Raw genomic sequence first — 21,282 nt, forward strand, 5'->3', positions numbered from 1 at the left:
GCGGTAACACGGGTTCGAATCCCGTACGGACTATATTTCGAGTAACTTAGGTTACTCTTTTTATTTTGTTTCTTTTTTTTATATGTTATAATAACTTATAATACTATTTTTGAGGTGAATTTATGTCTAAAGTTTTTGTTTTTGGTCATCAAAACCCTGATTCTGATGCGATTGGGTCTTCTTATGGATACGCTTATTTGAAACGTCAACTTGGCGTTGATGCTGAAGCTGTTGCTTTAGGTACTCCTAACGAAGAAACAGCTTTCGTTCTTGATTATTTTGGTGTTGAGGCACCACGAGTTGTTGAATCAGCTTTGTCAGAGGGAGTTAATCAAGTAATTCTTACAGACCATAATGAGTTTCAACAATCTATTTCAGATATTAAGGATGTTGAGGTTATTGAGGTAGTAGACCATCACCGTGTGGCTAACTTTGAAACCGCTAATCCATTAATGATGCGATTGGAACCTGTTGGATCAGCTTCTTCAATTGTTTATCGTATGTTCAAAGAAAACAATGTTGAAGTTCCTAAGGAAGTGGCTGGTTTGCTTTTGTCAGGTTTGATTTCGGATACTCTTCTCCTTAAATCTCCAACTACACATGCTTCAGATCCTGCAGTTGCAGCTGAACTTGCAGAAATTGCTGGAGTTAATTTGGAAGAATATGGGCTTGCTATGCTTAAAGCTGGTACTAATCTTTCTTCTAAATCTGCTGAAGAACTTATTGATATTGATGCCAAAACTTTTGAATTGAATGGCAATCAAGTTCGTGTTGCACAAGTTAATACAGTTGATATTTCCGATGTTCTTTCTCGTCAAGAGGAAATCGAAGAAGCTATTAATAACTCAATTAAAAGCAATGGATACTCTGACTTTGTCTTAATGATTACTGATATCCTTAATTCAAATTCAGAAATTCTTGCACTTGGTTCAAATACTGATAATGTTGAAGAAGCCTTTGATTTTGTTTTAGAAAATAATCATGCTTTCCTTGAAGGTGCCGTTTCTCGTAAGAAACAAGTAGTACCACAGTTGACTGAAAGCTTTAATGCATAAAATTAGGCCGTCAGGCCTTTTTTTAGTGGTCTGATTAATGGTATAATACTTCTTATGATAATACAATTTAACCCAAACAAACTATGTAAGCAAGCTTTTTTTATGGAAATAGTGAATTATCTATATCTTAATCAGCCTGTGACCCTGAGAGCAATAAAAAGGGAGTTTCCTTTTCAAAAGAATATAGATAAATTAATTGAGGAGTTTGTAAAAGCAGGCTATATTGAACGATTTGAGAAGCGTTATCGTCTATTAATTAATCTAGTGTTGGATTCTTCTACAATTGACTTAGATCAGCATTTTTTTATTGAAGATGATTCTACTTGTTATTTAGAGCTATTAAATCGTAGATTTGTTACTGAGATATCTAATTCTACTAATGAAGTTGTCATTATTGAACAAACGAGTATCACGAGAGATGATCTTACAATTTCAAACTATTTATATAAATTAAAAGAAAATCTACCATTATCGGAAGAGCAGAATAGATTATATGATATATTAGGGGATGTTAATCCTGAATATTTTTTAAAACATGTTACGACTTTTCTTTTAAAATACGTTAGGAAGGAATATGCACTTCAAAAAAGGAGGAATATTTTTGTTGATGCTTTAGTATTATTAGGGTATCTTGTTCAAGTAGAAGAGGGGCGTTATCTTTTGAATATGGACCTAGATTCCGAAGCATTAGTTTTTAGTGCAAAAAAAGACTAGTATTATTACTAGTCTTTTTTATGACAACTTTAACGATTCCTTAGTTCAAGATAACGTTTGTACCAGATGTTAACATAAGATTGTGAAAATGGCCCCTTACCATTGTTAATCCAATCTACTAAGATTTTAACATGTTCCTTTAAGATATAGTCAATATCAGGAGAGTAATGCATTTCTTTTTTATGTGTTTCATACTCATCTACATCTAGCAATTTTTTTTCACCATCAGCGAAGACTTTGACATCTAGGTCGTAGTCAATATATTTTAGTGCTTCTTGGTCCAAAATATATGGACTAGCTAAATTGCAGTAGTAGGAAATGCCGTTATCCCTAATCATGGCTATAATATTAAACCAGTATTTTTTGTGGAAATAAACAATAGCAGGTTCACGTGTTACCCATCGTCTTCCGTCTGCTTCAGTAACGAGGGTGTGGTCGTTAACGCCAATAACAGCATTCTCAGTTGTCTTTAGTACCATAGTATCGCGCCAAGTACGGTGCAAACTACCATCATGCTTATAACTTTGAATTGTGATAAAGTCGCCTTCTTTCGGTAATTTCATGGCGTCCTCTTTCTACAATAAGGGTTATCCCCACTATTGTATCATAATTTTGTGAAAAGAGGGGAAATTCCTATAAATATTCTCTTAGAGCGGATGCTATGGCATCAAAGTCATAACCTTTTCTGGCTAAAGATTGTGTCAAGCGCTGCTTAAGTTCATAACCGTCGTATTTTTTACTAAATTTTTGATATTGCTTATCTATTTCTTTATAAAGGAGAGCTTGTTCAGTTTCTTCATCTGCTTCAAGTTCTAGATGATCGATTGCTAGTTTACTTTCTTGAAATGAAAAACCTTTATTGATAAGGCTTTGAGTTAATTTATCTTTTAGGGCTTTAGATGGTAGTTTTCCCTGATATTTTCGTAACAGTTTTGAAGCTACTCTAATGGCTATTTCTGAGAAATCAAATTGACTTAAAACATCGTCAATGATCTGTTTGTTACAACCTTTTTGAAGCCATTTTTGCTTCAGCACATAGGCTCCTTTATCGCCTGAATTCAGATTTTGTTGAGCTAGACTTTCTAGGAGTTTGTAATCATCAATCCAGTGATCTCTTTTTAGATTATCAATAATTTTTGGGATTATATGAGGGTTTATTTCATGTTTAAAAAGGTAATCTTTTACTTCTTTCTCAGTACGTTGTTTAAATGAAATAAAATAGAGGGCTAAGTTTTTACCATGTGAGAACTGGGAAAAGGATTTAATATCCTCAAGTTGATTTTTGTCCAGTATCATTTCTTTTGTCAACATGTATTTAACGATGGTATCTTCTGTAACGTAGAGACTCTCTTTTTTGTCTATCTCAATGAGATAAAGTTTCTTTTTCTTCTCAATTTTTGTGATTTTCATAGTTATTATTATATCAAAATGTTAGAATGGTAGTATGAATTTACAAGTGAAACAGCGTATCCCGCTTAAGATAAAACGCATGGGAATCAATGGCGAAGGCATTGGTTTTTATAAGAAAACTCTAGTTTTTGTGCCAGGGGCTTTGAAGGGTGAAGAAGTATTCTGTCAGGTTGTTTCTGTTAAGAGAAACTTTGTTCATGCAAAATTATTAAAGATTAATAAGCCTTCTAAGTTTCGTGTTGAACCTGCATGTAGTATTTATGAAGACTGTGGCGGTTGCCAGTTAATGCATCTTCGTTATGATAAGCAATTAGAGTTTAAAACTGACTTATTAGGACAAGCCTTGAAGAAGTTTAAACCGGCTAATTTTGAGTCATATGACATTCGTCCAACAATTGGTATGGAGCAACCACAACATTACCGAGCTAAACTACAATTTCAAACCCGTTCTTTTGATGGCTCAGTTAAAGCTGGCTTATTTGCGGAAGGGAGTCATCGCCTCATTAATATTGATGATTGTCTAGTTCAGGATGATCTAACTCAAGCCATTATGAATAAGGTGACAAATTTGTTAGATAAATACAAGTTCCCAATTTATAATGAGCGTAAAATTGCTGGAATTCGTACTGTTATGATACGACGTGCTTTGGGTTCAAATCAGGTCCAGTTGATTTTTGTAACCTCTAAATCAGTTTCTTTCACTAAATTGGTTAAGGAATTGACGGAAAGTTTTCCAGAGATTGTAACTATTGCTGTCAATTATAATTATTCGAAATCTAGCGAGATTTATGGTAAAGAGACGGAAATTCTTTGGGGGCAAGACACTATTCAAGAAGAGGTACTGGACTATAGCTTTGCTCTCTCTCCTCGTGCATTTTACCAGTTGAATCCTCAACAAACAGAGGTACTCTATGGTCAGGCCGTTGAAGCTTTGGATGTAGGTAAAGCTGAACACCTTATTGATGCTTATTGTGGGGTTGGTACTATTGGACTGGCTTTTGCAAATAAGGTAAAGAGTATTCGAGGTATGGATATTATTCCAGAGGCTATTGAGGATGCTAGAAAGAATGCTAAATCACTTGGACTGGAAAATGCTCACTATGAGGTGGGGAAAGCAGAAGATATCATTCCTCGTTGGTACAAGGAAGGCTATCGAGCAGATGCTCTTATTGTGGATCCACCTAGAACTGGTTTAGATGATAAGCTACTTAAAACGATACTGGCCTACACTCCTGAAAAAATGGTTTATGTTTCATGTAATGTATCTACTTTGGCTAGAGACCTAGTTTCTTTGGCTAAAGTTTATGATGTTAATTATATTCAGTCAGTAGACATGTTTCCTCATACAGCTCGAACAGAAGCAGTTGTGAAGCTGGCTAAGAAAATGTGATAAAACCTAACATAAAAAACAAGAAATTTTCCAAATTGTTGGAAAATTTCTTTATTTTTCTGAAAAATAGGAGTATAATAGGCTTATCGATTTTTTAAAGGAGGAGCGTATGAAAAAGAGCTTCATTCATCAACAAGAGGAAATTTCTTTTGTGAAGAATACTTTTACACAGTATTTGATTGATAAACTTGACGTCGTTGAAGTGCAAGGGCCTATTTTGAGTAAGGTCGGGGATGGTATGCAGGATAATTTGAGCGGTATTGAAAATCCTGTAACTGTTAATGTGCTTCAGATTCCTGACGCAACATACGAAGTTGTTCACTCATTAGCAAAATGGAAACGCCATACTTTGGCTCGTTTTGGTTTCAATGAAGGTGAAGGGCTCGTGGTTAATATGAAGGCTCTTCGTCCAGATGAAGATTCATTGGATGCAACGCACTCTGTTTACGTTGACCAATGGGACTGGGAAAAAGTTATTCCTGACGGACATCGTAATATCGCTTACTTGAAAGAAACTGTTGAAACCATTTATAAGGTCATTCGTTTGACTGAGCTAGCAGTTGAAGCACGTTACGATATTGAAGCAATTTTACCAAAGAAAATTACCTTCATCCATTCAGAAGAACTTGTTGAGAAGTACCCTGATTTGACACCAAAAGAGCGTGAAGATGCTATTACCAAGGAATATGGCGCTGTATTCTTGATTGGTATCGGTGGTGTTCTTCCTGATGGAAAACCACATGATGGCCGTGCACCTGACTATGATGACTGGACAACTGAGTCTGAGAATGGTTACCATGGTTTGAATGGGGATATCTTGGTTTGGAATGAACAATTAGGACATGCCTTTGAATTGTCATCAATGGGTATTCGTGTTGATGAAGATGCCCTTAAACGTCAGGTTGAAATTACTGGCGACCAAGATCGTTTGAAATTGGATTGGCACCAAGCCTTGTTACATGGCCTTTTCCCACTAACAATTGGTGGAGGTATTGGTCAGTCACGTATGGCTATGTTCTTGCTTCGTAAGAAACATATTGGTGAGGTTCAAACTTCAGTTTGGCCAGATGCCGTTCGTGAAACTTACGAAAATATCTTGTAAAAAAAGCACTAACGAAAGTTAGTGTTTTTTGGTTAGCAATTGCTGTGTATAATTGCTCAACGAATTTTCTATTGGAGTAAATATCATGAGAGATGACTTATTTTTTCATAAAGAAAAAACCTATCCCTTGAAGGAGATAGGTTTTTAGATTAGTCGTCACTACGGAAAAAAGCATCGTAAAGAGCTCTGACAGCTGCTTTTTCTTGCTCGGTTTCAATTACAAACATAACAGAAACTTCACTAGAACCTTGAGAAATCATTTCTAGGTTAATATGTTTTTCAGAGAGCGCTTTAGCCGCTGTCGCTGTAACACCGATGTGGTCTTTCATATTTTCACCAACAATCATGAGGATTGAAAGGCCATGTTCAATTTCAACTTCATCAACACCGAGTTCACGAGTCAAGTATGAAAGAATTTCTTGTTCTTTGATTGGGGTAAGTTCACGTTCTCGAATAATGATTGAGAGATCATCGATTCCAGAAGGCATGTGTTCCCAACGGATGTTTAAATCTTCCAAAATTTGGAGGACCTTACGTCCAAAACCAACTTCACGGTTCATGAGGTATTTGGTCATATTGATGCTGACGAATTTATCATCACTCGCGATACCAACGACAGGAACAGTTGCACCCTTGTGTTCAAGAATAATGCGTGTGCCTGGGTGGTCTGGGTTATTTGTATTTTTAATAACGAGTGGAATTTTACCACGGTAGGCAGGGAGAAGGGCTTCGTCATGAAGAACTGAGAAGCCAGCATATGCCAATTCACGCATTTCCTTGTAAGTCAACTCTGGAATTGAATGTGGTTCATGAACGACACCAGGATGGGCTGCGAAAATACCATCTACATCTGTGAAGTTTTCATATAAGTCTGCCTTAACTCCAGCTGCAACGATAGAACCAGTGATATCAGAGCCTCCACGTGAGAAAGTACAAATTTGATTATCAGGGGTAACACCGAAGAAACCAGGGATTACAAGAACCTCATCTGATTCGCGAAGCTCTTCCAACTTGTCATAAGCTCCTGGAAGGATACGAGCATTTCCAGGTTCGCTTGAGACAAAAATACCAGCTTGGCGAGGGTGAACGTAACGTGCTTCAATACCGTTATTACGGAAATATTCTGCGATTAATTTTGCGTTATTATCTTCCCCTGCAGCTAGGAAAGTATCATAAAGGAAATCATTGTCTTCAATAGGAAGAGTGGCAAGATCGTTGATAGATTTAGCAATCTTCGCCATTTCTGTTGATTTGAAGCCTAGCTCATCGACCATAGCTTGATAGCGGTTAATAATCCATTCTTGGTCAGCTTTGACATCAGCACCTTTTGTGTAGTGTTTATAGTATTTAATCAAGGCGTCTGTGACTTTGGTATCTTCATCGTTACGTTTACCTGGGGCAGAGACAACGACAAAGCGACGTTCAGGGTCAGATTTTACAATGTTTAAGACTTTTTCTAATTGTGTGGCTGAAGCAAGCGAGCTTCCACCGAATTTGATGACTTTCATAGTTACTCCAAAAATTTTAAATTACTCTACAATTATAGCAAAATTCTGACAATTTGTCACATTGTTTTTAAAAGCAAGTAAGATTTAGTCTGATTATGGTACAATAAGAAAAGAAAAGGAGGATATCCCGTGGTAGAGGCAATTATTTTTGATATGGATGGTGTCCTTTTTGACACTGAAAAATATTATTATGATCGACGTGCAAATTTCTTAGCTCAAAAGGGAATTTCAATAGACCATTTACCCCCGTCTTTCTTTATAGGTGGAAATACCAAGCAAGTTTGGGAAAATATTCTCAGAGATGACTATGATAACTGGGATGTGCCAACTTTACAAGAAGAGTACAATGCCTATAAACAAGACAACCCCTTACCCTATAAAGAATTAATCTTTCCTGATGTTTTCAAGGTCTTGAATGAAGTGAATTCTCGAGGGTTGAAAATAGGTTTAGCTTCTAGCTCAGTAAAGGCAGATATCCTTAGAGCTTTGGAGGAAAATCATTTGAATGGTTTCTTTGATGTGGTTCTCTCAGGAGAAGAATTTAAAGAGAGTAAACCCAATCCAGAGATTTATCTGACAGCATTACAGCATTTGAACGTGGAAGCAAATCAGGCGCTGATTATCGAAGATAGCGAAAAGGGGATTGCTGCTGGAGTCGCTGCAGGTGTTGAGGTTTGGGCCATTAAAGATAATCGTTTTGGCATGGATCAAGGTGCAGCCAAAGGCTTGTTGGATAACCTTATGGATGTTTTAGATTTATTAAAATAGAAGAGACACCGAGTTGTAGAACTCGGTGTTTTGATGTATCAAATTAAAAAACTCTAAGTTTTTGTTGACCTTTAGATGGACTATGGTATACTAGAAATTAACGATGAATGATTTGATAATCAAATTATCTATTCATCAAATAAAATTGTGATAAAAAAATAAAGAACATACGGTTTTCATATAGGAACTAGTTATCGGAGGAATGCAAAAAATGGCTTACGAAACAATTCTTTATAGTGTTGAAGATGGAGTAGCAACTTTAACGCTTAATCGTCCAGAAGTGCAAAATGGATTTAATATTCCAGTTTGTGATGAGATTATGGCTGCAATTGAGGAAGCTAAACAAGATGCGTCAGTAAAATTCTTGGTAATCAATGCTAATGGAAAAGTCTTTTCTGTTGGTGGTGACCTTGATCAAATGCAAAAAGCGGTTGCTGTAGATGATGTACAGTCTTTGGTTCGTATTGCTGAGCAGGTAAATGAAATTTCTTTTGCTCTTAAAAAATTGCCTAAGCCAGTCATCATGGTAGTTGATGGACCATGTGCAGGTGCTGCAGCTAACTTAGCTGTTGCAGCAGACTTTACGATTGCATCTGATAAAGCTAAATTCATCCAAGCTTTTGTAGGTGTTGGTTTGGCACCTGACGCTGGAGGTCTCTACCTTTTGACACGTTCAATCGGTATTAACCGTGCGACTCAAATTACCATGACAGGAGAGCCAGTATCAGCTGAAAAAGCCTTGGACTGGGGAATTGCCTACAAAGTTGTTGAGTCAGAAAAACTTGAAAAAACTGTGAGTCAATTGATTAAAAAATTGAACCGCTCTTCAGTGAATTCCTTTAAAGCTATTAAAGAAATGGTTTGGGAATCTGAATTTGCAGGATGGGAAAACTACGCTAAGTTGGAACTTGACTTGCAAAAATCTCTTGCTTTCACAGAAGACTTCAAAGAAGGGGTACGTGCTTATAGTGAGCGTCGTCGACCTAAATTCCAAGGAAAATAGCCACATTTTCTAAAAGAAAAACTAAAGTTTTTTAATCGGGCTTGCGAAATTAGTTTGAGTCTGATATAATTTGAAAGTCAAAGTTTTATTGAAAGGAGTCTGGTGTGAATTACGACAAAATTGATGGCTATCTTGTTGATATTTTTAATAACGTAGTTATTATCGAAGAAGCAAGTTTAAAGAATTCAAAGTTTAACGATGTTTCCCTCAAGGAAATGCATACCATTGATGTGATCGGTACACATCCAGATACGACACCAAGTGCAGTAGCTAAAGAACTCATGCTAACTCTTGGTACTGTAACAACATCTCTCAATAAACTTGAAAAGAAAGGTTATATTGTCCGTACGCGTTCATCAGTTGACCGTCGTGTGGTCCATCTTTCGCTTTCTAAAAAGGGTCGTTTGGTATATCGTCTTCACCGTCGTTTTCATAAATCAATGGTGATGAGGATTACAGAAGGCTTTAACGACGAGGAATTGAAGGTTATGAGCAAGGGATTGGAAAATCTCCACGCCTTTCTTGAGGAGTTGAAATAATGGCATTTGCAAAAATTAGTCAGGTTGCCCATTATGCACCTGCTCAGGTCGTGACTAATGATGACCTATCAAAAATCATGGATACTAGCGATGAGTGGATTCGCTCACGTACCGGTATTCAGGAACGTCGCATCTCATTGAATGAGAATACGAGTGATTTAGCTACCAATGTTGCTCATCAGCTATTAGAAAAATCAGGATTAGCTCCTGAGGAGCTAGACTTTGTTTTAGTTGCAACGATTTCTCCTGATAGCTCGATGCCGTCAGTGGCAGCGCGTGTTCAAGGAACAATTGGAGCAGTCAATGCCTTTGCTTTTGATATTACTGCGGCATGTAGTGGGTTTGTCTTTGCCCTGGCAACCGCAGAAAAATTGATTAAGTCAGGTGTCTACAAAAGAGGTCTAGTTATTGGTGCTGAAGTCCTTTCTAAAACGTTAGACTGGTCTGACCGTACAACAGCTGTCCTCTTTGGAGATGGTGCTGGCGGAGTCCTTTTGGAAGAAACTGAAGAAGAACATTTCTTGGGAGAATCTTTAAATACCGATGGTAGCAAGGGTGGTCTTGAGTCAGGAGCCTCTGCAGTTATCTCGCCTTATTCAGATGAGTCTGATCAGCCCAATCCCTATATGCAAATGGATGGGAAAGCAATCTTTGATTTTGCCGTTAAGACGGTTTCAAAGAGTATTAAGGCCTTGGTTGAAGAAAAAGGTGAGCCTGATTACTTCCTTCTTCATCAAGCTAATATTCGTATTTTGGATATTATGGCTAAGAAAATCGATGTCAATCGTGACAAATTCTTGGCAAACATGATGTCTTATGGTAATACCAGTGCGGCAAGTATCCCAATTCTGCTTTCTGAAAACGTGGCGAATGGGACCTTAAAATTAGACAGCGGTCAAACAATTCTCTTATCAGGTTTTGGTGGGGGTTTGACATGGGGCAGTCTTATTGTTAAAATCTAGTTATATAAATTATGCACCAGCATAGATTATAAGAAATATATTTATCTTAAAGGAGAAATTAAAATGGCAGTATTTGAAAAAGTACAAGAAATCATCGTTGAAGAACTTGGGAAAGATGCAGAAGAAGTAAAAGTAGAAACTACTTTTGACGAACTTGACGCTGACTCACTTGACGTGTTCCAAGTTATCTCAGAAATCGAAGATGAGTTCGATATCCAAATCGAAACTGAAGAAGGTCTTAACACTGTTGGTGACCTTGTTGCTTACGTAGAAGAAAAAACTAAATGAGCAGGGCATAGAGAATATTCTTATTTGGGATATTCTCCTTTGTTTATACAATTACTTTGATTATTAAACTATTTATTTGATTAGAAAATCGAAAAAAGGTGCAAAATGAAATCTCGTATTACAGAACTGTTAGGAATTAAATATCCAATCTTCCAAGGTGGTATGGCCTGGGTTGCTGATGGCGACTTGGCAGGAGCCGTTTCAAATGCTGGTGGACTCGGAATTATTGGTGGCGGTAATGCCCCTAAAGAAGTGGTAAAAGCTAATATTGATAGAGTAAAACAAATCACTGACAAACCTTTCGGTGTTAATATCATGCTTTTGTCACCATTTGCAGATGACATCGTTGACCTCGTTATCGAAGAGGGCGTTAAGGTTGTTACAACAGGAGCCGGAAATCCAGGTAAATATATGGAGCGTTTCCACGATGCTGGAATTACAGTAATCCCAGTTATTCCATCGGTAGCACTTGCTAAACGTATGGAAAAACTTGGAGCAGATGCTGTTGTCGCAGAAGGTATGGAAGCTGGTGGTCACATCGGTAAATTGACAACTATGGCACTTGTTCGCCAAGTTGCTGATGCGGTATCTATCCCAGTTATTGGAGCTGGTGGTGTTGCTGATGGACGTGGTATGGCTGCTGTTCTTATGCTTGGAGCAGAAGCTGTTCAGGTTGGTACGCGTTTCGCTGTTGCTAAAGAATCTAATGCACACCAAAACTTCAAAGATAAGATTTTGAAGGCTAAAGATATTGATACTGTTATTTCAGCCTCAGTTGTTGGACACCCAGTTCGTGCGATTAAGAATAAATTGGCTACTGAATATAACCAAGCTGAAAAAGATTTCTTGGCTGGTAAGAAGACTCAAGAGGAAATTGAAGAGCTTGGTGCAGGTGCCCTTCGTAACGCGGTTGTTGATGGAGATGTGGAATATGGTTCAGTTATGGCTGGACAAATTGCAGGTCTTGTTCGTAAAGAAGAAACATGTGCAGAAATCTTGGAAGACCTATACACAGGTGCTGCCAAGGTGATTAAAGAAGAAGCTGCTCGTTGGGCAGATGTAAACGTCTAAAAACGTCGAAAGGATTAGGATAGTGACAAAACGTGCGTTCTTATTTGCTGGTCAAGGGGCTCAGAAATTGGGCATGGCGAGCGATTTGTATGCGACTTATCCCGTTGTCAAAGAGACATTTGATACGGCAAGTCGTATTCTAGGTTATGATTTGCGTGAATTGATTGATTCTAACGAAGAAAAACTTAATCAGACACGCTATACTCAACCAGCTATTTTGACAACGTCAGTAGCCATTTATCGCCTTTTGGCAGAAAATGGTATCACTCCTGATATTGTTGCCGGTCTCTCTTTGGGTGAATATTCTGCCCTAGTTGCGGCTGGAGCACTCTCATTTGAGGATGCGGTAGCCCTGGTTGCTAAACGTGGAGAATTCATGGAAACAGCTGCTCCTGCTGGAAGTGGGAAAATGGTTGCTGTCATGAATACAGATCCAAGTTTGATTGAAGAAATCTGTCAAAAAGCATCTGAAAAGGGTGTAGTAACGCCTGCTAACTATAATACTCCAGCACAAATTGTTATTGGTGGTGAAGTTGAGGCTGTTGATTATGCTGTGGAATTGCTTAAAGAAGCTGGTGCTAAACGTCTGATTCCTCTTAATGTTTCAGGGCCGTTCCATACAGCTTTACTTGAATCAGCTAGTCAAAAATTGGCAGCAGAACTTGAGAAAGTGTCATTCAAGGACTTTACGCTTCCTTTAGTAGGTAATACTGAGGCTCAAATCATGAAGTCAGAAGACGTCAAAGCACTTTTGGCTCGTCAGGTGATGGAACCTGTACGTTTTTATGATTCGATTGCCACTATCCAAGAATTTGGTGTAGATGAAGTAATTGAGATTGGTCCAGGAAAAGTCTTGTCAGGCTTCTTGAAGAAAATTGATAAAACCTTACCAACTTATAATGTTGAAGATCAAGCTAGTCTTGATGCCCTTCTTAATGCTTAAAACGAGGTAAACATGGAACTTAAGAATAAAAATGTTTTTGTAACAGGTTCAACACGTGGAATTGGATTAGCTGTGGCACACAAATTTGCTAGTCTTGGTGCCAATGTTGTTCTAAATGGACGTTCTGAAATCTCTGAGGACTTGCTTGCACAGTTTGCAGATTATGGTGTAACAGTTGTAGGTATCTCAGGTGATATTTCTAACGGTGAAGATGCTAAACGTATGGTAGCTGAAGCTATTGAAAAGCTTGGTAGTGTTGATGTGCTAGTTAATAATGCTGGGATCACTAATGATAAGTTGATGTTGAAGATGAGTGAAGAAGATTTTGAACGTGTCTTGAAAATCAACTTGACTGGTGCTTTCAATATGACACAGGCTGTCTTAAAACCAATGTCTAAGGCTCGTCAAGGTGCCATCATCAATATGTCATCTGTTGTAGGTCTCATGGGGAATATTGGTCAAGCTAACTATGCGGCTTCAAAAGCTGGTTTGATTGGTTTTACAAAATCAGTGGCGCGTGAAGTTGCGGCTCGTGGTGTCCGTGTCAATGCTATTGCTCCTGGTTTCATTGAATCAGATATGACTGACGCTATTCCAGAGAAAATGAAAGATGCTATGATTGCTCAAGTGCCAATGAAACGTATTGGTCAAGCAGAAGAAGTGGCTGAAGTTGCAGCATTCTTGGCTAGTCAAGAATATCTCACAGGTCAAACCATCGCTATTGATGGTGGTATGACCATGCAATAATTGAATGTCAATATCAAAAAGTCATTTACTAGAATATCCACCCGACAAAAGGAGAATATATATGTCTACAAATCGTGTTGTTGTTACAGGTTACGGCGTAACCTCACCAATCGGTAATACACCAGAAGAATTTTGGAACAGTCTTCATGACGGTAAAATTGGTATCAAACCAATTACGAAGTTCGATGCTTCTGAAATTCCAGTCTTTAACGCTGGTGAAATCCAAGATTTCCCGTTCGATAAGTACTTTGTGAAAAAAGATACTAACCGTATGGACACTTACTCACTTTATGCGATTTATGCTGCTATGGAAGCTCTTGAAAATTCAGGACTTAACATGGAAGAAGAAGATCGTGATCGTGTTGGTGTCATCGTGTCATCTGGTATCGGTGGTCTTCAAGAACTTGAAGATCAAATCATTCGTATGCACGAACGTGGGATGAAACGTATCAAACCAATGTTTATCCCTAAAGCACTTTCAAACATGGGTGCTGGTAACATTGCTCTTAAAATTGGTGCTCAAGGGGTATGTAAATCAGTGACGACTGCTTGTGCCTCTGCCAATGATGCAATCGGTGAAGCCTTCCGTGAAATTAAATTCGGTTTGCATGATGTTGTCTTGGCTGGTGGTGCTGAAGCTTCAATCACTAAGATTGGTATTGGTGGTTTCAATGCTCTTACAGCACTTTCAACAACAGAGGATCCAGAACGTTCATCAATTCCATTTGATAAAGACCGTAATGGTTTTGTTATGGGTGAAGGTGCAGGGGTTCTCGTTATCGAAAGCTTGGAACATGCCCAAAAACGTGGTGCTAACATCTTGGCTGAGATTGTTGGTTACGGATCAAACTGTGATGCCTATCACATGACAACACCAACTCCAGACGGTTCTGGTGCTGCTAAAGCAATTAAATTGGCTATCAATGAAGCTGGTATCAAACCTGAAGATGTTGATTATGTTAATGCTCACGGGACATCAACACCTGCCAATGAAAAAGGTGAAAGTGGCGCCATTGTTTCTGTACTTGGTAAAGATGTTCCAGTTTCATCTACTAAATCATTTACAGGTCACTTGCTAGGTGCTGCTGGTGCGGTTGAGGCTATTGCAACAATCGAAGCTATTCGTCATAGCTATGTACCGAAAACTGCTGGTACAAAAGAATTGTCTGACTACATAGAAGCTAATGTTGTTTATGGTGAAGGTCAAGAAGCTGATATTGAGTACGCAATTTCAAATACTTTCGGTTTTGGTGGACACAATGCTGTTCTTGCCTTTAAACGTTGGGAGGCTTAATTCATGAATATTTCTGAAATCAAAGATTTGTTGGCTCAATTTGATGCATCAACTTTGCGTGAATTTTCATACAAAAACAATGGTGAAGAATTGAACTTGAGCAAAAATCAAACAAGTTCAGTAACAGCTGCCCCAGTAGCTCCTACAGTTGAAGTAGTTGCGCCAGCTCCTCAGGCTCCGGTTGCTCCAGTAGCAGCACCTGCTGCTGTTGAAACTCCAGCAACACCAGTTGAAGAAGCTTCTGCACCAGCTCAAGCTGCTGAAGGAGAAGTGGTTGAAAGTCCACTTGTCGGTGTGGCTTACTTGTCTCCATCACCTGAAAAACCAGCCTTTGTTTCTGTTGGCGACACTGTTAAGAAAGGTCAAACTCTTCTTATCGTTGAAGCGATGAAGGTTATGAATGAAGTGCCAGCGCCTAAAGATGGTGTTATTACTGAGATCTTGGTAGCGAATGAAGAAGTTGTTGACTATGGAAAAGGATTGGTACGCATCAAATGACAATTGATATTAATGCTATTCGTGAAGCTTTACCACACCGTTATCCAATGCTTTTGGTTGACCGTGTGCTAGAAGTTTCAGAAGACGAAATCACAGCTATTAAAAATGTAACGATCAATGAACCTTTCTTTAATGGACATTTTCCTCAATACCCAGTTATGCCTGGCGTTCTTATCATGGAAGCTCTTGCGCAAACAGCTGGTGTTCTTGAATTGTCTAAACCTGAAAACAAAGGCAAATTAGTCTTTTACGCAGGTATGGATAAGGTTAAATTTAAAAAACAAGTGGTTCCTGGTGACCAACTTGTTATGACAGCTAAGTTTGTTAAACGTCGTGGAACAATTGCTGTTGTTGAAGCTAAGGCTGAAGTCGATGGGAAACTTGCTGCATCAGGTACTTTGACTTTTGCTATTGGAAGCTAATGTTTTGTGAAAATCCTTCTGGCGACAGTCGGAAAGGATTTTTCTTTAGACATTGGTCTATCACATAGAAAGGAAATCAACACAGACTATCAAAAAATGTCTGATGTTATCTTGTTTTATGTTTAAAAAATTATTGATTGCCAATCGTGGTGAAATTGCAGTGCGTATTATCCGTGCAGCGCGTGAATTGGGTATCCAAACGGTTGCTATTTATTCTGAAGCAGATAAGGATTCTCTCCATACTATGCTCGCTGATGAAGCTATTTGTATCGGGCCTGCAAAATCAACGGATTCTTATTTGAATATGAATCGTGTCCTATCAGCTGCTATTGTGACTGAGGCTCAAGCTATTCACCCAGGGTTTGGTTTCTTGAGTGAAAACTCTAAATTTGCCACTCTCTGTGAAGAAATGAACATCAAGTTTATTGGTCCTTCAGGCGAAGTCATGGACAAGATGGGTGACAAAATCAATGCCCGTGCTGAAATGATTAAGGCTAATGTCCCTGTAATTCCTGGTTCAGATGGTGAAGTCTTTACAGCTGAGGAGGCTTTGGAAGTTGCCAACCGTCTTGGTTATCCAGTAATGCTTAAGGCTTCTGCTGGTGGTGGCGGTAAGGGGATTCGTAAGGTTAACACTGAAGAAGAGTTAGCACCTGCCTTCGAATCTGCGTCACAAGAAGCTAAAGCAGCCTTTGGTAATGGGGCAATGTATATTGAAAAAGTTATTTACCCAGCTCGTCATATCGAGGTTCAAATTTTGGGAGATAGCTACGGTAACATTGTTCACCTAGGTGAGCGTGATTGCTCTCTTCAACGTAATAACCAAAAGGTCTTGGAAGAATCACCTTCAGTTGCTATTGGTAAGACTCTTCGTCACGAAATTGGTTCAGCGGCCGTCCGTGCTGCTAAGGCTGTTAATTATGAAAATGCGGGTACTATCGAGTTTCTTCTTGATGAAAAAACAGGTCAGTTCTACTTCATGGAAATGAATACCCGTGTTCAAGTTGAGCACCCAGTTACAGAATTTGTAAGTGGTGTGGATATTGTTAAAGAACAAATCCGTATTGCCGCAGGTGAAAAACTCTCTGTGACCCAAGATGATATTGAAATCAAGGGACATGCTATTGAGTGTCGTATCAATGCAGAAAATCCTAAGTTCAACTTTGCACCTAGTCCAGGGAAAATTAGCAATCTCTACCTACCTAGTGGTGGCGTTGGTCTCCGTGTAGACAGTGCAGTTTATCCTGGCTATACTATTCCACCTTACTATGATTCAATGATTGCTAAAATCATTGTTCATGGAGAGAATCGATTTGAGGCACTCATGAAGATGCAACGTGCTCTTTATGAGCTAGAAATCGATGGTGTTGTGACTAATGCTGACTTCCAGTTGGATTTGATTTCAGATCGTAGCGTTATCGCTGGGGATTATGATACTTCCTTCTTGATGGAGACCTTCCTACCAGATTATCAGAATCGTGAGGAATAAAGTTTATGGGATTATTTGATCGAAAAGAAAAGTATATCCGTATCAATCCTAACCGTTCTGTACGTAATGGGGTTGATCACCAAGTGCCAGAAGTTCCAGATGAACTTTTTGCCAAATGTCCTGGTTGTAAACAAGCTATTTATCAAAAGGACTTGGGACAAGCTAAAATCTGTCCAAATTGTTCTTATACCTTCCGTATTTCCGCTAAAGAACGTCTCGATTTAACGGTTGATGAGGGTTCATTCCAAGAACTTTTTACTGGTATTAAAACTGAAAATCCATTGAATTTCCCAGGTTATATGGAGAAATTAGCAGCGACTAAGGAAAAAACAGGTCTTGATGAAGCTGTTGTAACCGGTGTTGCAACAATCAAGGGGCAAAAAACAGCCTTGGCCATTATGGATTCTAACTTTATCATGGCTTCAATGGGAACTGTTGTTGGTGAGAAAATCACTAAACTCTTTGAACATGCGATTGAGGAAAAACTTCCAGTTGTTATTTTTACAGCATCTGGTGGGGCCCGTATGCAAGAAGGAATCATGAGTTTGATGCAAATGGCTAAGATTTCAGCTGCTGTAAAACGTCATTCGAATGCTGGCTTGTTGTATTTGACTGTATTGACAGATCCAACAACTGGTGGGGTTACAGCAAGTTTCGCCATGGAAGGTGATATCATCTTAGCTGAGCCACAAACCTTGATTGGTTTTGCAGGTCGTCGTGTCATTGAAAACACAGTTCGCGAAACTTTGCCAGATGATTTTCAAAAGGCTGAGTTCCTTCAAGAACATGGTTTTGTTGATGCCATTGTTAAACGTACAGAGTTGGCTGATACCATTGCCACACTCTTATCATTCCATGGAGGTGTTCAATGAGCGACGTAGCACGTATTTTAAAAGAAGCGCGTGACCAAGGCCGTTTAACTGCTTTGGACTTTGCCCAAGGAATCTTCGATGACTTTATCGAACTTCATGGCGATCGTAATTTCCGTGACGATGGTGCCATTATTGGTGGTATTGGTCGTTTAAATGGCCAAGCGGTTACTGTAGTGGGTATCCAAAAAGGTAGAAACCTACAAGATAACCTCAACCGTAACTTTGGCCAACCTCATCCAGAGGGTTATCGTAAGGCTCTTCGCCTCATGAAACAGGCTGAAAAGTTTGGTCGTCCAGTCGTTACATTTATCAATACTGCAGGTGCTTATCCTGGTGTTGGGGCAGAAGAACGCGGACAAGGTGAGGCAATTGCGCGTAACCTTATGGAAATGAGCGACCTTAAGGTGCCAATTATTGCCATTATCATTGGTGAAGGTGGTTCGGGAGGAGCTCTTGCCTTGGCAGTAGCCGATAAGGTTTGGATGCTTGAAAATACCATCTATTCTATCTTGAGTCCTGAAGGATTTGCAACTATCCTCTGGAAAGATGGCTCACGTTCAGAAGAGGCGGCAGAGTTGATGAAGATTACATCAGGCGAGTTGCTTAACATGGGAATCGTTGATAAGGTTATCCCAGAACGTGGTTACTTTACAAGTGAAATTATTGAAGCAATTAAGACAGCAATTGTAGATGAGTTGGCAGAATTAAGCCAATTATCAACAGAAGACTTACTTGAAGCGCGTTATCAACGTTTTAGAAAATATTAAAAAACATTGGGATTTACCCCAATGTTTTTTTATACGGTATGGCGTTCGAAGGCTTGGTCTGAGATACCTTGTTCAAGGATAAGTTTAGCCCATTCCTTAGCTGAATGAAGACTGTGATCCTTGTAGTTACCACAAGATTCAATGGTTGTCCCTGGAACATCTTCCCATGTAATCTCGTTAGCGATAGCTTCAAGACTAGATTTGATAACTTTGGCAATTTCTGTAGGATCTTGTTTACCCCACATAATCATATGGAAACCTGTACGGCAACCAAATGGTGAGCAATCAATAAGGCCATCGATACGTTGACGGATCAGTTTAGCGAGTAGGTGTTCGATAGTATGAAGACCACCTGTATCAATACTGTTTTCATTGGGTTGGATCAAACGGATATCAAAGTTTGTGATGATATCTCCTTTAGGTCCAACTTCCTCTGAAATAAGACGGACATAAGGTGCTTTTACAATAGTGTGATCAAGTTCAAAACTTTCAACAGTAACGTCTTTTGGCATGGTAATACCTCCCTATTCTAATAGAGTTATGATACCACAAAATCAGTTTAAAGTTCTAGTATTTATTTGAGGAATCGCTGTAAATATGATACACTAGAAGACGGATTTCTTTATGGAAACCTTAGAAAAGTTGAGGTAAAGACATGATAAACATGATAATTTTAGTTGTCTTTGCACTCATTGGTTTAGTCGTTGGATATTTAGCAATTTCTATTAAACTTAGCAAAGCTAAGGAGCAAGCAGAAACTACCTTGCTAAAGGCAGAACAAGACGCTGTGAACCTTCGCAGTCAGGCGGAACATGATGCAGATCATCTGCGTGTGACTGCTGAACGCGAAAGTAAGGCTCAACGTAAAGAGTTCTTGTTAGAAGCAAAAGAGGAAGCTAGAAAATATCGAGAAGATATTGAAAAAGAATTCAAATCTGAACGTCAAGAGCTTAAACAAATGGAAAATCGTTTAACAGAACGTGCAACCAGCCTTGATCGTAAGGATGAAAATCTATCAAGTAAAGAACTTGCCCTCGAGAAGAAAGAGCAGAGTCTTGCTGACAAATCTAAACATCTTAATGAGCGTGAAGAGAATGTGACTCAGTTAGAGGCTGAGAAGCAAGCTGAACTTGAACGTGTTGGTCAGATGACCATTGCAGAGGCGCGTGAGGTAATCTTAACGGAGACTGAGAATAATCTGACTCATGAGATTGCAACACGTATCAAAGATGCGGAAGCACAGGTTAAAGATACTGTTGATAAGAAAGCCAAAAACGTGTTGGCTCAAGCTATGCAACGCTTGGCTGGAGATTATGTTACTGAACAAACAGTAACTACTGTTCACCTTCCAGATGACAATATGAAAGGTCGTATCATTGGACGTGAGGGGCGTAACATCCGTACGCTTGAAAGTCTAACAGGTATTGACGTTATTATTGATGACACTCCAGAAGTGGTTGTCCTTTCTGGTTTTGATCCAGTTCGTCGTGAAATTGCACGTATGACTCTCGAAGCCTTGATTAAGGATGGACGCATCCATCCAGCTCGTATTGAAGAGTTGGTTGAGAAGAGTCGTCAGGAAATGGATAACCGTATCCGTGAATATGGTGAGGAAGCAGCCTACGAAATTGGTGCTATGAATCTTCACCCTGATTTGATTAAGATTATGGGACGCTTGCAGTTCCGTACGTCGTATGGTCAAAACGTCCTTCGTCACTCAGTTGAAGTTGGTAAACTAGCAGGTATCATGGCTGGTGAATTGGGTGAAAATGTTGCCCTTGCTCGTCGTGCTGGATTCCTTCACGATATGGGGAAAGCCATTGACAAAGAAGTCGAAGGTAGCCACGTAGAGATTGGTGCAGAGTTTGCACGTAAGTACAAAGAACATCCAGTTGTGGTCAATGCTATTGCCAGCCACCATGGCGATGTAGAACCTGAGAGCGTTATTGCAGTTATTGTAGCTGCAGCAGATGCTTTGAGTTCGGCTCGTCCAGGGGCTCGTAATGAATCGGTTGAGAATTATGTCAAACGCCTTCGTGATTTGGAAGAAATTGCATCAAGTTTTGACGGTGTTCAAACAAGCTTCGCCCTTCAAGCTGGTCGTGAAATTCGTATTATGGTTCATCCAAACAAAATCTCGGATGATGAAGTTACGATCTTGTCTCATAAGGTACGTGAACAAATTGAGAAGAATTTGGATTACCCAGGAAATATTAAGGTTACAGTCATTCGTGAATTCCGTGCGGTTGACTATGCCAAATAAGATAAGAGAGCCGAAAGGCTTTTTTATTTTGCCCTTCATACTGAAAGGGGTATTCTTTTTGAAAATGTAAGAACTTTCTTATCAAATTGCGTCATTTTGGTAGATAAGTATTTTATAATGAAATATTTTGATTTTTTTTGACTGTTTCTAGTTGACAGTTATTAAAAATTTAGTATA

The 21,282-nt window shown here is 39.0% G+C and carries 23 protein-coding genes; 19 read left to right on the top strand and 4 right to left on the bottom strand.

What is annotated here, in order from left to right; genetic code table 11:
• Nucleotides 1-122: 122 nt before the first annotated feature.
• Both HMPREF2607_RS02655 and HMPREF2607_RS02660 read left to right on the top strand, forming a co-directional pair.
• Complete coding sequence (locus tag HMPREF2607_RS02655) at nt 123-1,055, top strand: manganese-dependent inorganic pyrophosphatase (protein ID WP_048790253.1); 933 nt, start codon at nt 123-125, stop codon at nt 1,053-1,055.
• Between the two features lie 54 nt (nt 1,056-1,109).
• A complete protein-coding gene (locus HMPREF2607_RS02660; RefSeq protein WP_070475677.1) occupies nt 1,110-1,769 on the top strand; it encodes a DUF1803 domain-containing protein in 660 nt (219 codons plus the stop codon).
• A gap of 29 nt (nt 1,770-1,798) precedes the next feature.
• Here the strand turns inward: HMPREF2607_RS02660 and HMPREF2607_RS02665 are convergent, their stop codons facing one another.
• Together HMPREF2607_RS02665 and recX are read right to left on the bottom strand one after the other, a co-directional pair.
• Nucleotides 1,799-2,332, bottom strand: coding sequence for a nucleoside tri-diphosphate phosphatase (locus tag HMPREF2607_RS02665; RefSeq protein WP_002886644.1), 534 nt, complete (start codon nt 2,330-2,332; stop codon nt 1,799-1,801).
• A gap of 70 nt (nt 2,333-2,402) precedes the next feature.
• Nucleotides 2,403-3,179, bottom strand: coding sequence for a recombination regulator RecX (recX, locus tag HMPREF2607_RS02670; RefSeq protein ID WP_070475681.1), 777 nt, complete (start codon nt 3,177-3,179; stop codon nt 2,403-2,405).
• A 34-nt stretch (nt 3,180-3,213) separates the two neighbouring features.
• On the opposite strand from recX, the gene rlmD reads away from it, so the two are divergent.
• The gene (gene rlmD / locus HMPREF2607_RS02675; RefSeq protein WP_070475684.1) at nt 3,214-4,569 is read left to right on the top strand and encodes a 23S rRNA (uracil(1939)-C(5))-methyltransferase RlmD; all 1,356 of its coding nucleotides are present in this window, start codon (nt 3,214-3,216) and stop codon (nt 4,567-4,569) included.
• A 109-nt stretch (nt 4,570-4,678) separates the two neighbouring features.
• Nucleotides 4,679-5,671 carry an aspartate--ammonia ligase gene (gene asnA / locus HMPREF2607_RS02680; protein WP_013990097.1) on the top strand — a complete coding sequence of 331 codons (993 nt, stop codon included), beginning with the start codon at nt 4,679-4,681 and terminating at the stop codon, nt 5,669-5,671.
• Nucleotides 5,672-5,820: 149 nt separating this feature from the next.
• Here asnA and HMPREF2607_RS02685 read toward each other — a convergent pair whose 3' ends face one another.
• Complete coding sequence (locus tag HMPREF2607_RS02685) at nt 5,821-7,179, bottom strand: aspartate kinase (RefSeq protein WP_002886649.1); 1,359 nt, start codon at nt 7,177-7,179, stop codon at nt 5,821-5,823.
• Nucleotides 7,180-7,308: 129 nt separating this feature from the next.
• Here HMPREF2607_RS02685 and HMPREF2607_RS02690 point away from each other — a divergent pair, with 129 nt between their 5' ends.
• From HMPREF2607_RS02690 to HMPREF2607_RS02755, 14 genes are all read left to right on the top strand, one after another.
• Complete coding sequence (locus HMPREF2607_RS02690) at nt 7,309-7,947, top strand: HAD family hydrolase (protein ID WP_002886650.1); 639 nt, start codon at nt 7,309-7,311, stop codon at nt 7,945-7,947.
• Between the two features lie 211 nt (nt 7,948-8,158).
• The gene (locus tag HMPREF2607_RS02695; RefSeq protein WP_013990100.1) at nt 8,159-8,950 is read left to right on the top strand and encodes an enoyl-CoA hydratase; all 792 of its coding nucleotides are present in this window, start codon (nt 8,159-8,161) and stop codon (nt 8,948-8,950) included.
• A 104-nt stretch (nt 8,951-9,054) separates the two neighbouring features.
• Nucleotides 9,055-9,489: a fatty acid biosynthesis transcriptional regulator FabT gene (locus HMPREF2607_RS02700; protein WP_002885562.1), complete on the top strand. Its 435-nt coding sequence runs from the start codon at nt 9,055-9,057 to the stop codon at nt 9,487-9,489.
• Nucleotides 9,489-10,451 (top strand): beta-ketoacyl-ACP synthase III, encoded by a 963-nt coding sequence (locus HMPREF2607_RS02705; RefSeq protein WP_021144653.1) that lies wholly within the window; start codon nt 9,489-9,491, stop codon nt 10,449-10,451. Before HMPREF2607_RS02700 ends, HMPREF2607_RS02705 begins: the two co-directional genes overlap by 1 nt.
• Before the next feature lie 63 nt (nt 10,452-10,514).
• Entirely contained in the window at nt 10,515-10,739 is a 225-nt protein-coding gene (locus HMPREF2607_RS02710) for an acyl carrier protein (protein WP_002885495.1), read from the top strand.
• Nucleotides 10,740-10,844: 105 nt separating this feature from the next.
• Nucleotides 10,845-11,810 (top strand): enoyl-[acyl-carrier-protein] reductase FabK, encoded by a 966-nt coding sequence (gene fabK, locus HMPREF2607_RS02715; protein WP_021144652.1) that lies wholly within the window; start codon nt 10,845-10,847, stop codon nt 11,808-11,810.
• 22 nt (nt 11,811-11,832) lie between these two features.
• Complete coding sequence (fabD, locus tag HMPREF2607_RS02720; RefSeq protein ID WP_021147171.1) at nt 11,833-12,753, top strand: ACP S-malonyltransferase; 921 nt, start codon at nt 11,833-11,835, stop codon at nt 12,751-12,753.
• A 12-nt stretch (nt 12,754-12,765) separates the two neighbouring features.
• Nucleotides 12,766-13,500: a 3-oxoacyl-[acyl-carrier-protein] reductase gene (gene fabG, locus HMPREF2607_RS02725; protein WP_002886656.1), complete on the top strand. Its 735-nt coding sequence runs from the start codon at nt 12,766-12,768 to the stop codon at nt 13,498-13,500.
• Between the two features lie 61 nt (nt 13,501-13,561).
• Complete coding sequence (gene fabF / locus HMPREF2607_RS02730; protein WP_002885574.1) at nt 13,562-14,794, top strand: beta-ketoacyl-ACP synthase II; 1,233 nt, start codon at nt 13,562-13,564, stop codon at nt 14,792-14,794.
• Between the two features lie 3 nt (nt 14,795-14,797).
• A complete protein-coding gene (accB, locus tag HMPREF2607_RS02735; protein WP_002885548.1) occupies nt 14,798-15,292 on the top strand; it encodes an acetyl-CoA carboxylase biotin carboxyl carrier protein in 495 nt (164 codons plus the stop codon).
• A complete protein-coding gene (gene fabZ, locus HMPREF2607_RS02740; protein WP_002885470.1) occupies nt 15,289-15,714 on the top strand; it encodes a 3-hydroxyacyl-ACP dehydratase FabZ in 426 nt (141 codons plus the stop codon). Before accB ends, fabZ begins: the two co-directional genes overlap by 4 nt.
• Before the next feature lie 118 nt (nt 15,715-15,832).
• Nucleotides 15,833-17,203, top strand: coding sequence for an acetyl-CoA carboxylase biotin carboxylase subunit (locus HMPREF2607_RS02745; protein WP_002885488.1), 1,371 nt, complete (start codon nt 15,833-15,835; stop codon nt 17,201-17,203).
• Between the two features lie 5 nt (nt 17,204-17,208).
• Nucleotides 17,209-18,075, top strand: a complete 867-nt coding sequence (gene accD / locus HMPREF2607_RS02750) for an acetyl-CoA carboxylase, carboxyltransferase subunit beta (RefSeq protein WP_070475687.1) — start codon at nt 17,209-17,211, stop codon at nt 18,073-18,075.
• On the top strand, nt 18,072-18,842 hold the full coding sequence (locus tag HMPREF2607_RS02755; RefSeq protein ID WP_002886662.1) for an acetyl-CoA carboxylase carboxyl transferase subunit alpha: 771 nt from the start codon (nt 18,072-18,074) through the stop codon (nt 18,840-18,842). Before accD ends, HMPREF2607_RS02755 begins: the two co-directional genes overlap by 4 nt.
• 29 nt (nt 18,843-18,871) lie before the next feature.
• Here HMPREF2607_RS02755 and HMPREF2607_RS02760 read toward each other — a convergent pair whose 3' ends face one another.
• Nucleotides 18,872-19,354: an S-ribosylhomocysteine lyase gene (locus tag HMPREF2607_RS02760; protein ID WP_002885585.1), complete on the bottom strand. Its 483-nt coding sequence runs from the start codon at nt 19,352-19,354 to the stop codon at nt 18,872-18,874.
• Nucleotides 19,355-19,497: 143 nt separating this feature from the next.
• Here HMPREF2607_RS02760 and HMPREF2607_RS02765 point away from each other — a divergent pair, with 143 nt between their 5' ends.
• Nucleotides 19,498-21,105 (top strand): ribonuclease Y, encoded by a 1,608-nt coding sequence (locus HMPREF2607_RS02765; RefSeq protein ID WP_002885478.1) that lies wholly within the window; start codon nt 19,498-19,500, stop codon nt 21,103-21,105.
• The last annotated feature ends 177 nt before the right edge of the window (nt 21,106-21,282 follow it).

Origin of the sequence: Streptococcus sp. HMSC078H03, from assembly GCF_001808655.1 — a bacterium.
In the GTDB taxonomy this organism is placed as follows: domain Bacteria; phylum Bacillota; class Bacilli; order Lactobacillales; family Streptococcaceae; genus Streptococcus; species Streptococcus salivarius_G.

Excerpts from the sequence above, each read along its gene's own strand:
- HMPREF2607_RS02655 (WP_048790253.1), top strand. The coding sequence starts at position 123 with ATGTCTAAAGTTTTTGTTTTTGGTCATCAAAACCCTGATTCTGATGCG.
- HMPREF2607_RS02660 (WP_070475677.1), top strand. The coding sequence starts at position 1,110 with ATGATAATACAATTTAACCCAAACAAACTATGTAAGCAAGCTTTTTTT.
- HMPREF2607_RS02665 (WP_002886644.1), bottom strand. The coding sequence starts at position 2,332 with ATGAAATTACCGAAAGAAGGCGACTTTATCACAATTCAAAGTTATAAG.
- recX (WP_070475681.1), bottom strand. The coding sequence starts at position 3,179 with ATGAAAATCACAAAAATTGAGAAGAAAAAGAAACTTTATCTCATTGAG.
- rlmD (WP_070475684.1), top strand. The coding sequence starts at position 3,214 with ATGAATTTACAAGTGAAACAGCGTATCCCGCTTAAGATAAAACGCATG.
- asnA (WP_013990097.1), top strand. The coding sequence starts at position 4,679 with ATGAAAAAGAGCTTCATTCATCAACAAGAGGAAATTTCTTTTGTGAAG.
- HMPREF2607_RS02685 (WP_002886649.1), bottom strand. The coding sequence starts at position 7,179 with ATGAAAGTCATCAAATTCGGTGGAAGCTCGCTTGCTTCAGCCACACAA.
- HMPREF2607_RS02695 (WP_013990100.1), top strand. The coding sequence starts at position 8,159 with ATGGCTTACGAAACAATTCTTTATAGTGTTGAAGATGGAGTAGCAACT.
- HMPREF2607_RS02705 (WP_021144653.1), top strand. The coding sequence starts at position 9,489 with ATGGCATTTGCAAAAATTAGTCAGGTTGCCCATTATGCACCTGCTCAG.
- HMPREF2607_RS02710 (WP_002885495.1), top strand. The coding sequence starts at position 10,515 with ATGGCAGTATTTGAAAAAGTACAAGAAATCATCGTTGAAGAACTTGGG.
- fabK (WP_021144652.1), top strand. The coding sequence starts at position 10,845 with ATGAAATCTCGTATTACAGAACTGTTAGGAATTAAATATCCAATCTTC.
- fabG (WP_002886656.1), top strand. The coding sequence starts at position 12,766 with ATGGAACTTAAGAATAAAAATGTTTTTGTAACAGGTTCAACACGTGGA.
- fabF (WP_002885574.1), top strand. The coding sequence starts at position 13,562 with ATGTCTACAAATCGTGTTGTTGTTACAGGTTACGGCGTAACCTCACCA.
- accB (WP_002885548.1), top strand. The coding sequence starts at position 14,798 with ATGAATATTTCTGAAATCAAAGATTTGTTGGCTCAATTTGATGCATCA.
- fabZ (WP_002885470.1), top strand. The coding sequence starts at position 15,289 with ATGACAATTGATATTAATGCTATTCGTGAAGCTTTACCACACCGTTAT.
- HMPREF2607_RS02745 (WP_002885488.1), top strand. The coding sequence starts at position 15,833 with ATGTTTAAAAAATTATTGATTGCCAATCGTGGTGAAATTGCAGTGCGT.
- accD (WP_070475687.1), top strand. The coding sequence starts at position 17,209 with ATGGGATTATTTGATCGAAAAGAAAAGTATATCCGTATCAATCCTAAC.
- HMPREF2607_RS02755 (WP_002886662.1), top strand. The coding sequence starts at position 18,072 with ATGAGCGACGTAGCACGTATTTTAAAAGAAGCGCGTGACCAAGGCCGT.
- HMPREF2607_RS02760 (WP_002885585.1), bottom strand. The coding sequence starts at position 19,354 with ATGCCAAAAGACGTTACTGTTGAAAGTTTTGAACTTGATCACACTATT.
- HMPREF2607_RS02765 (WP_002885478.1), top strand. The coding sequence starts at position 19,498 with ATGATAAACATGATAATTTTAGTTGTCTTTGCACTCATTGGTTTAGTC.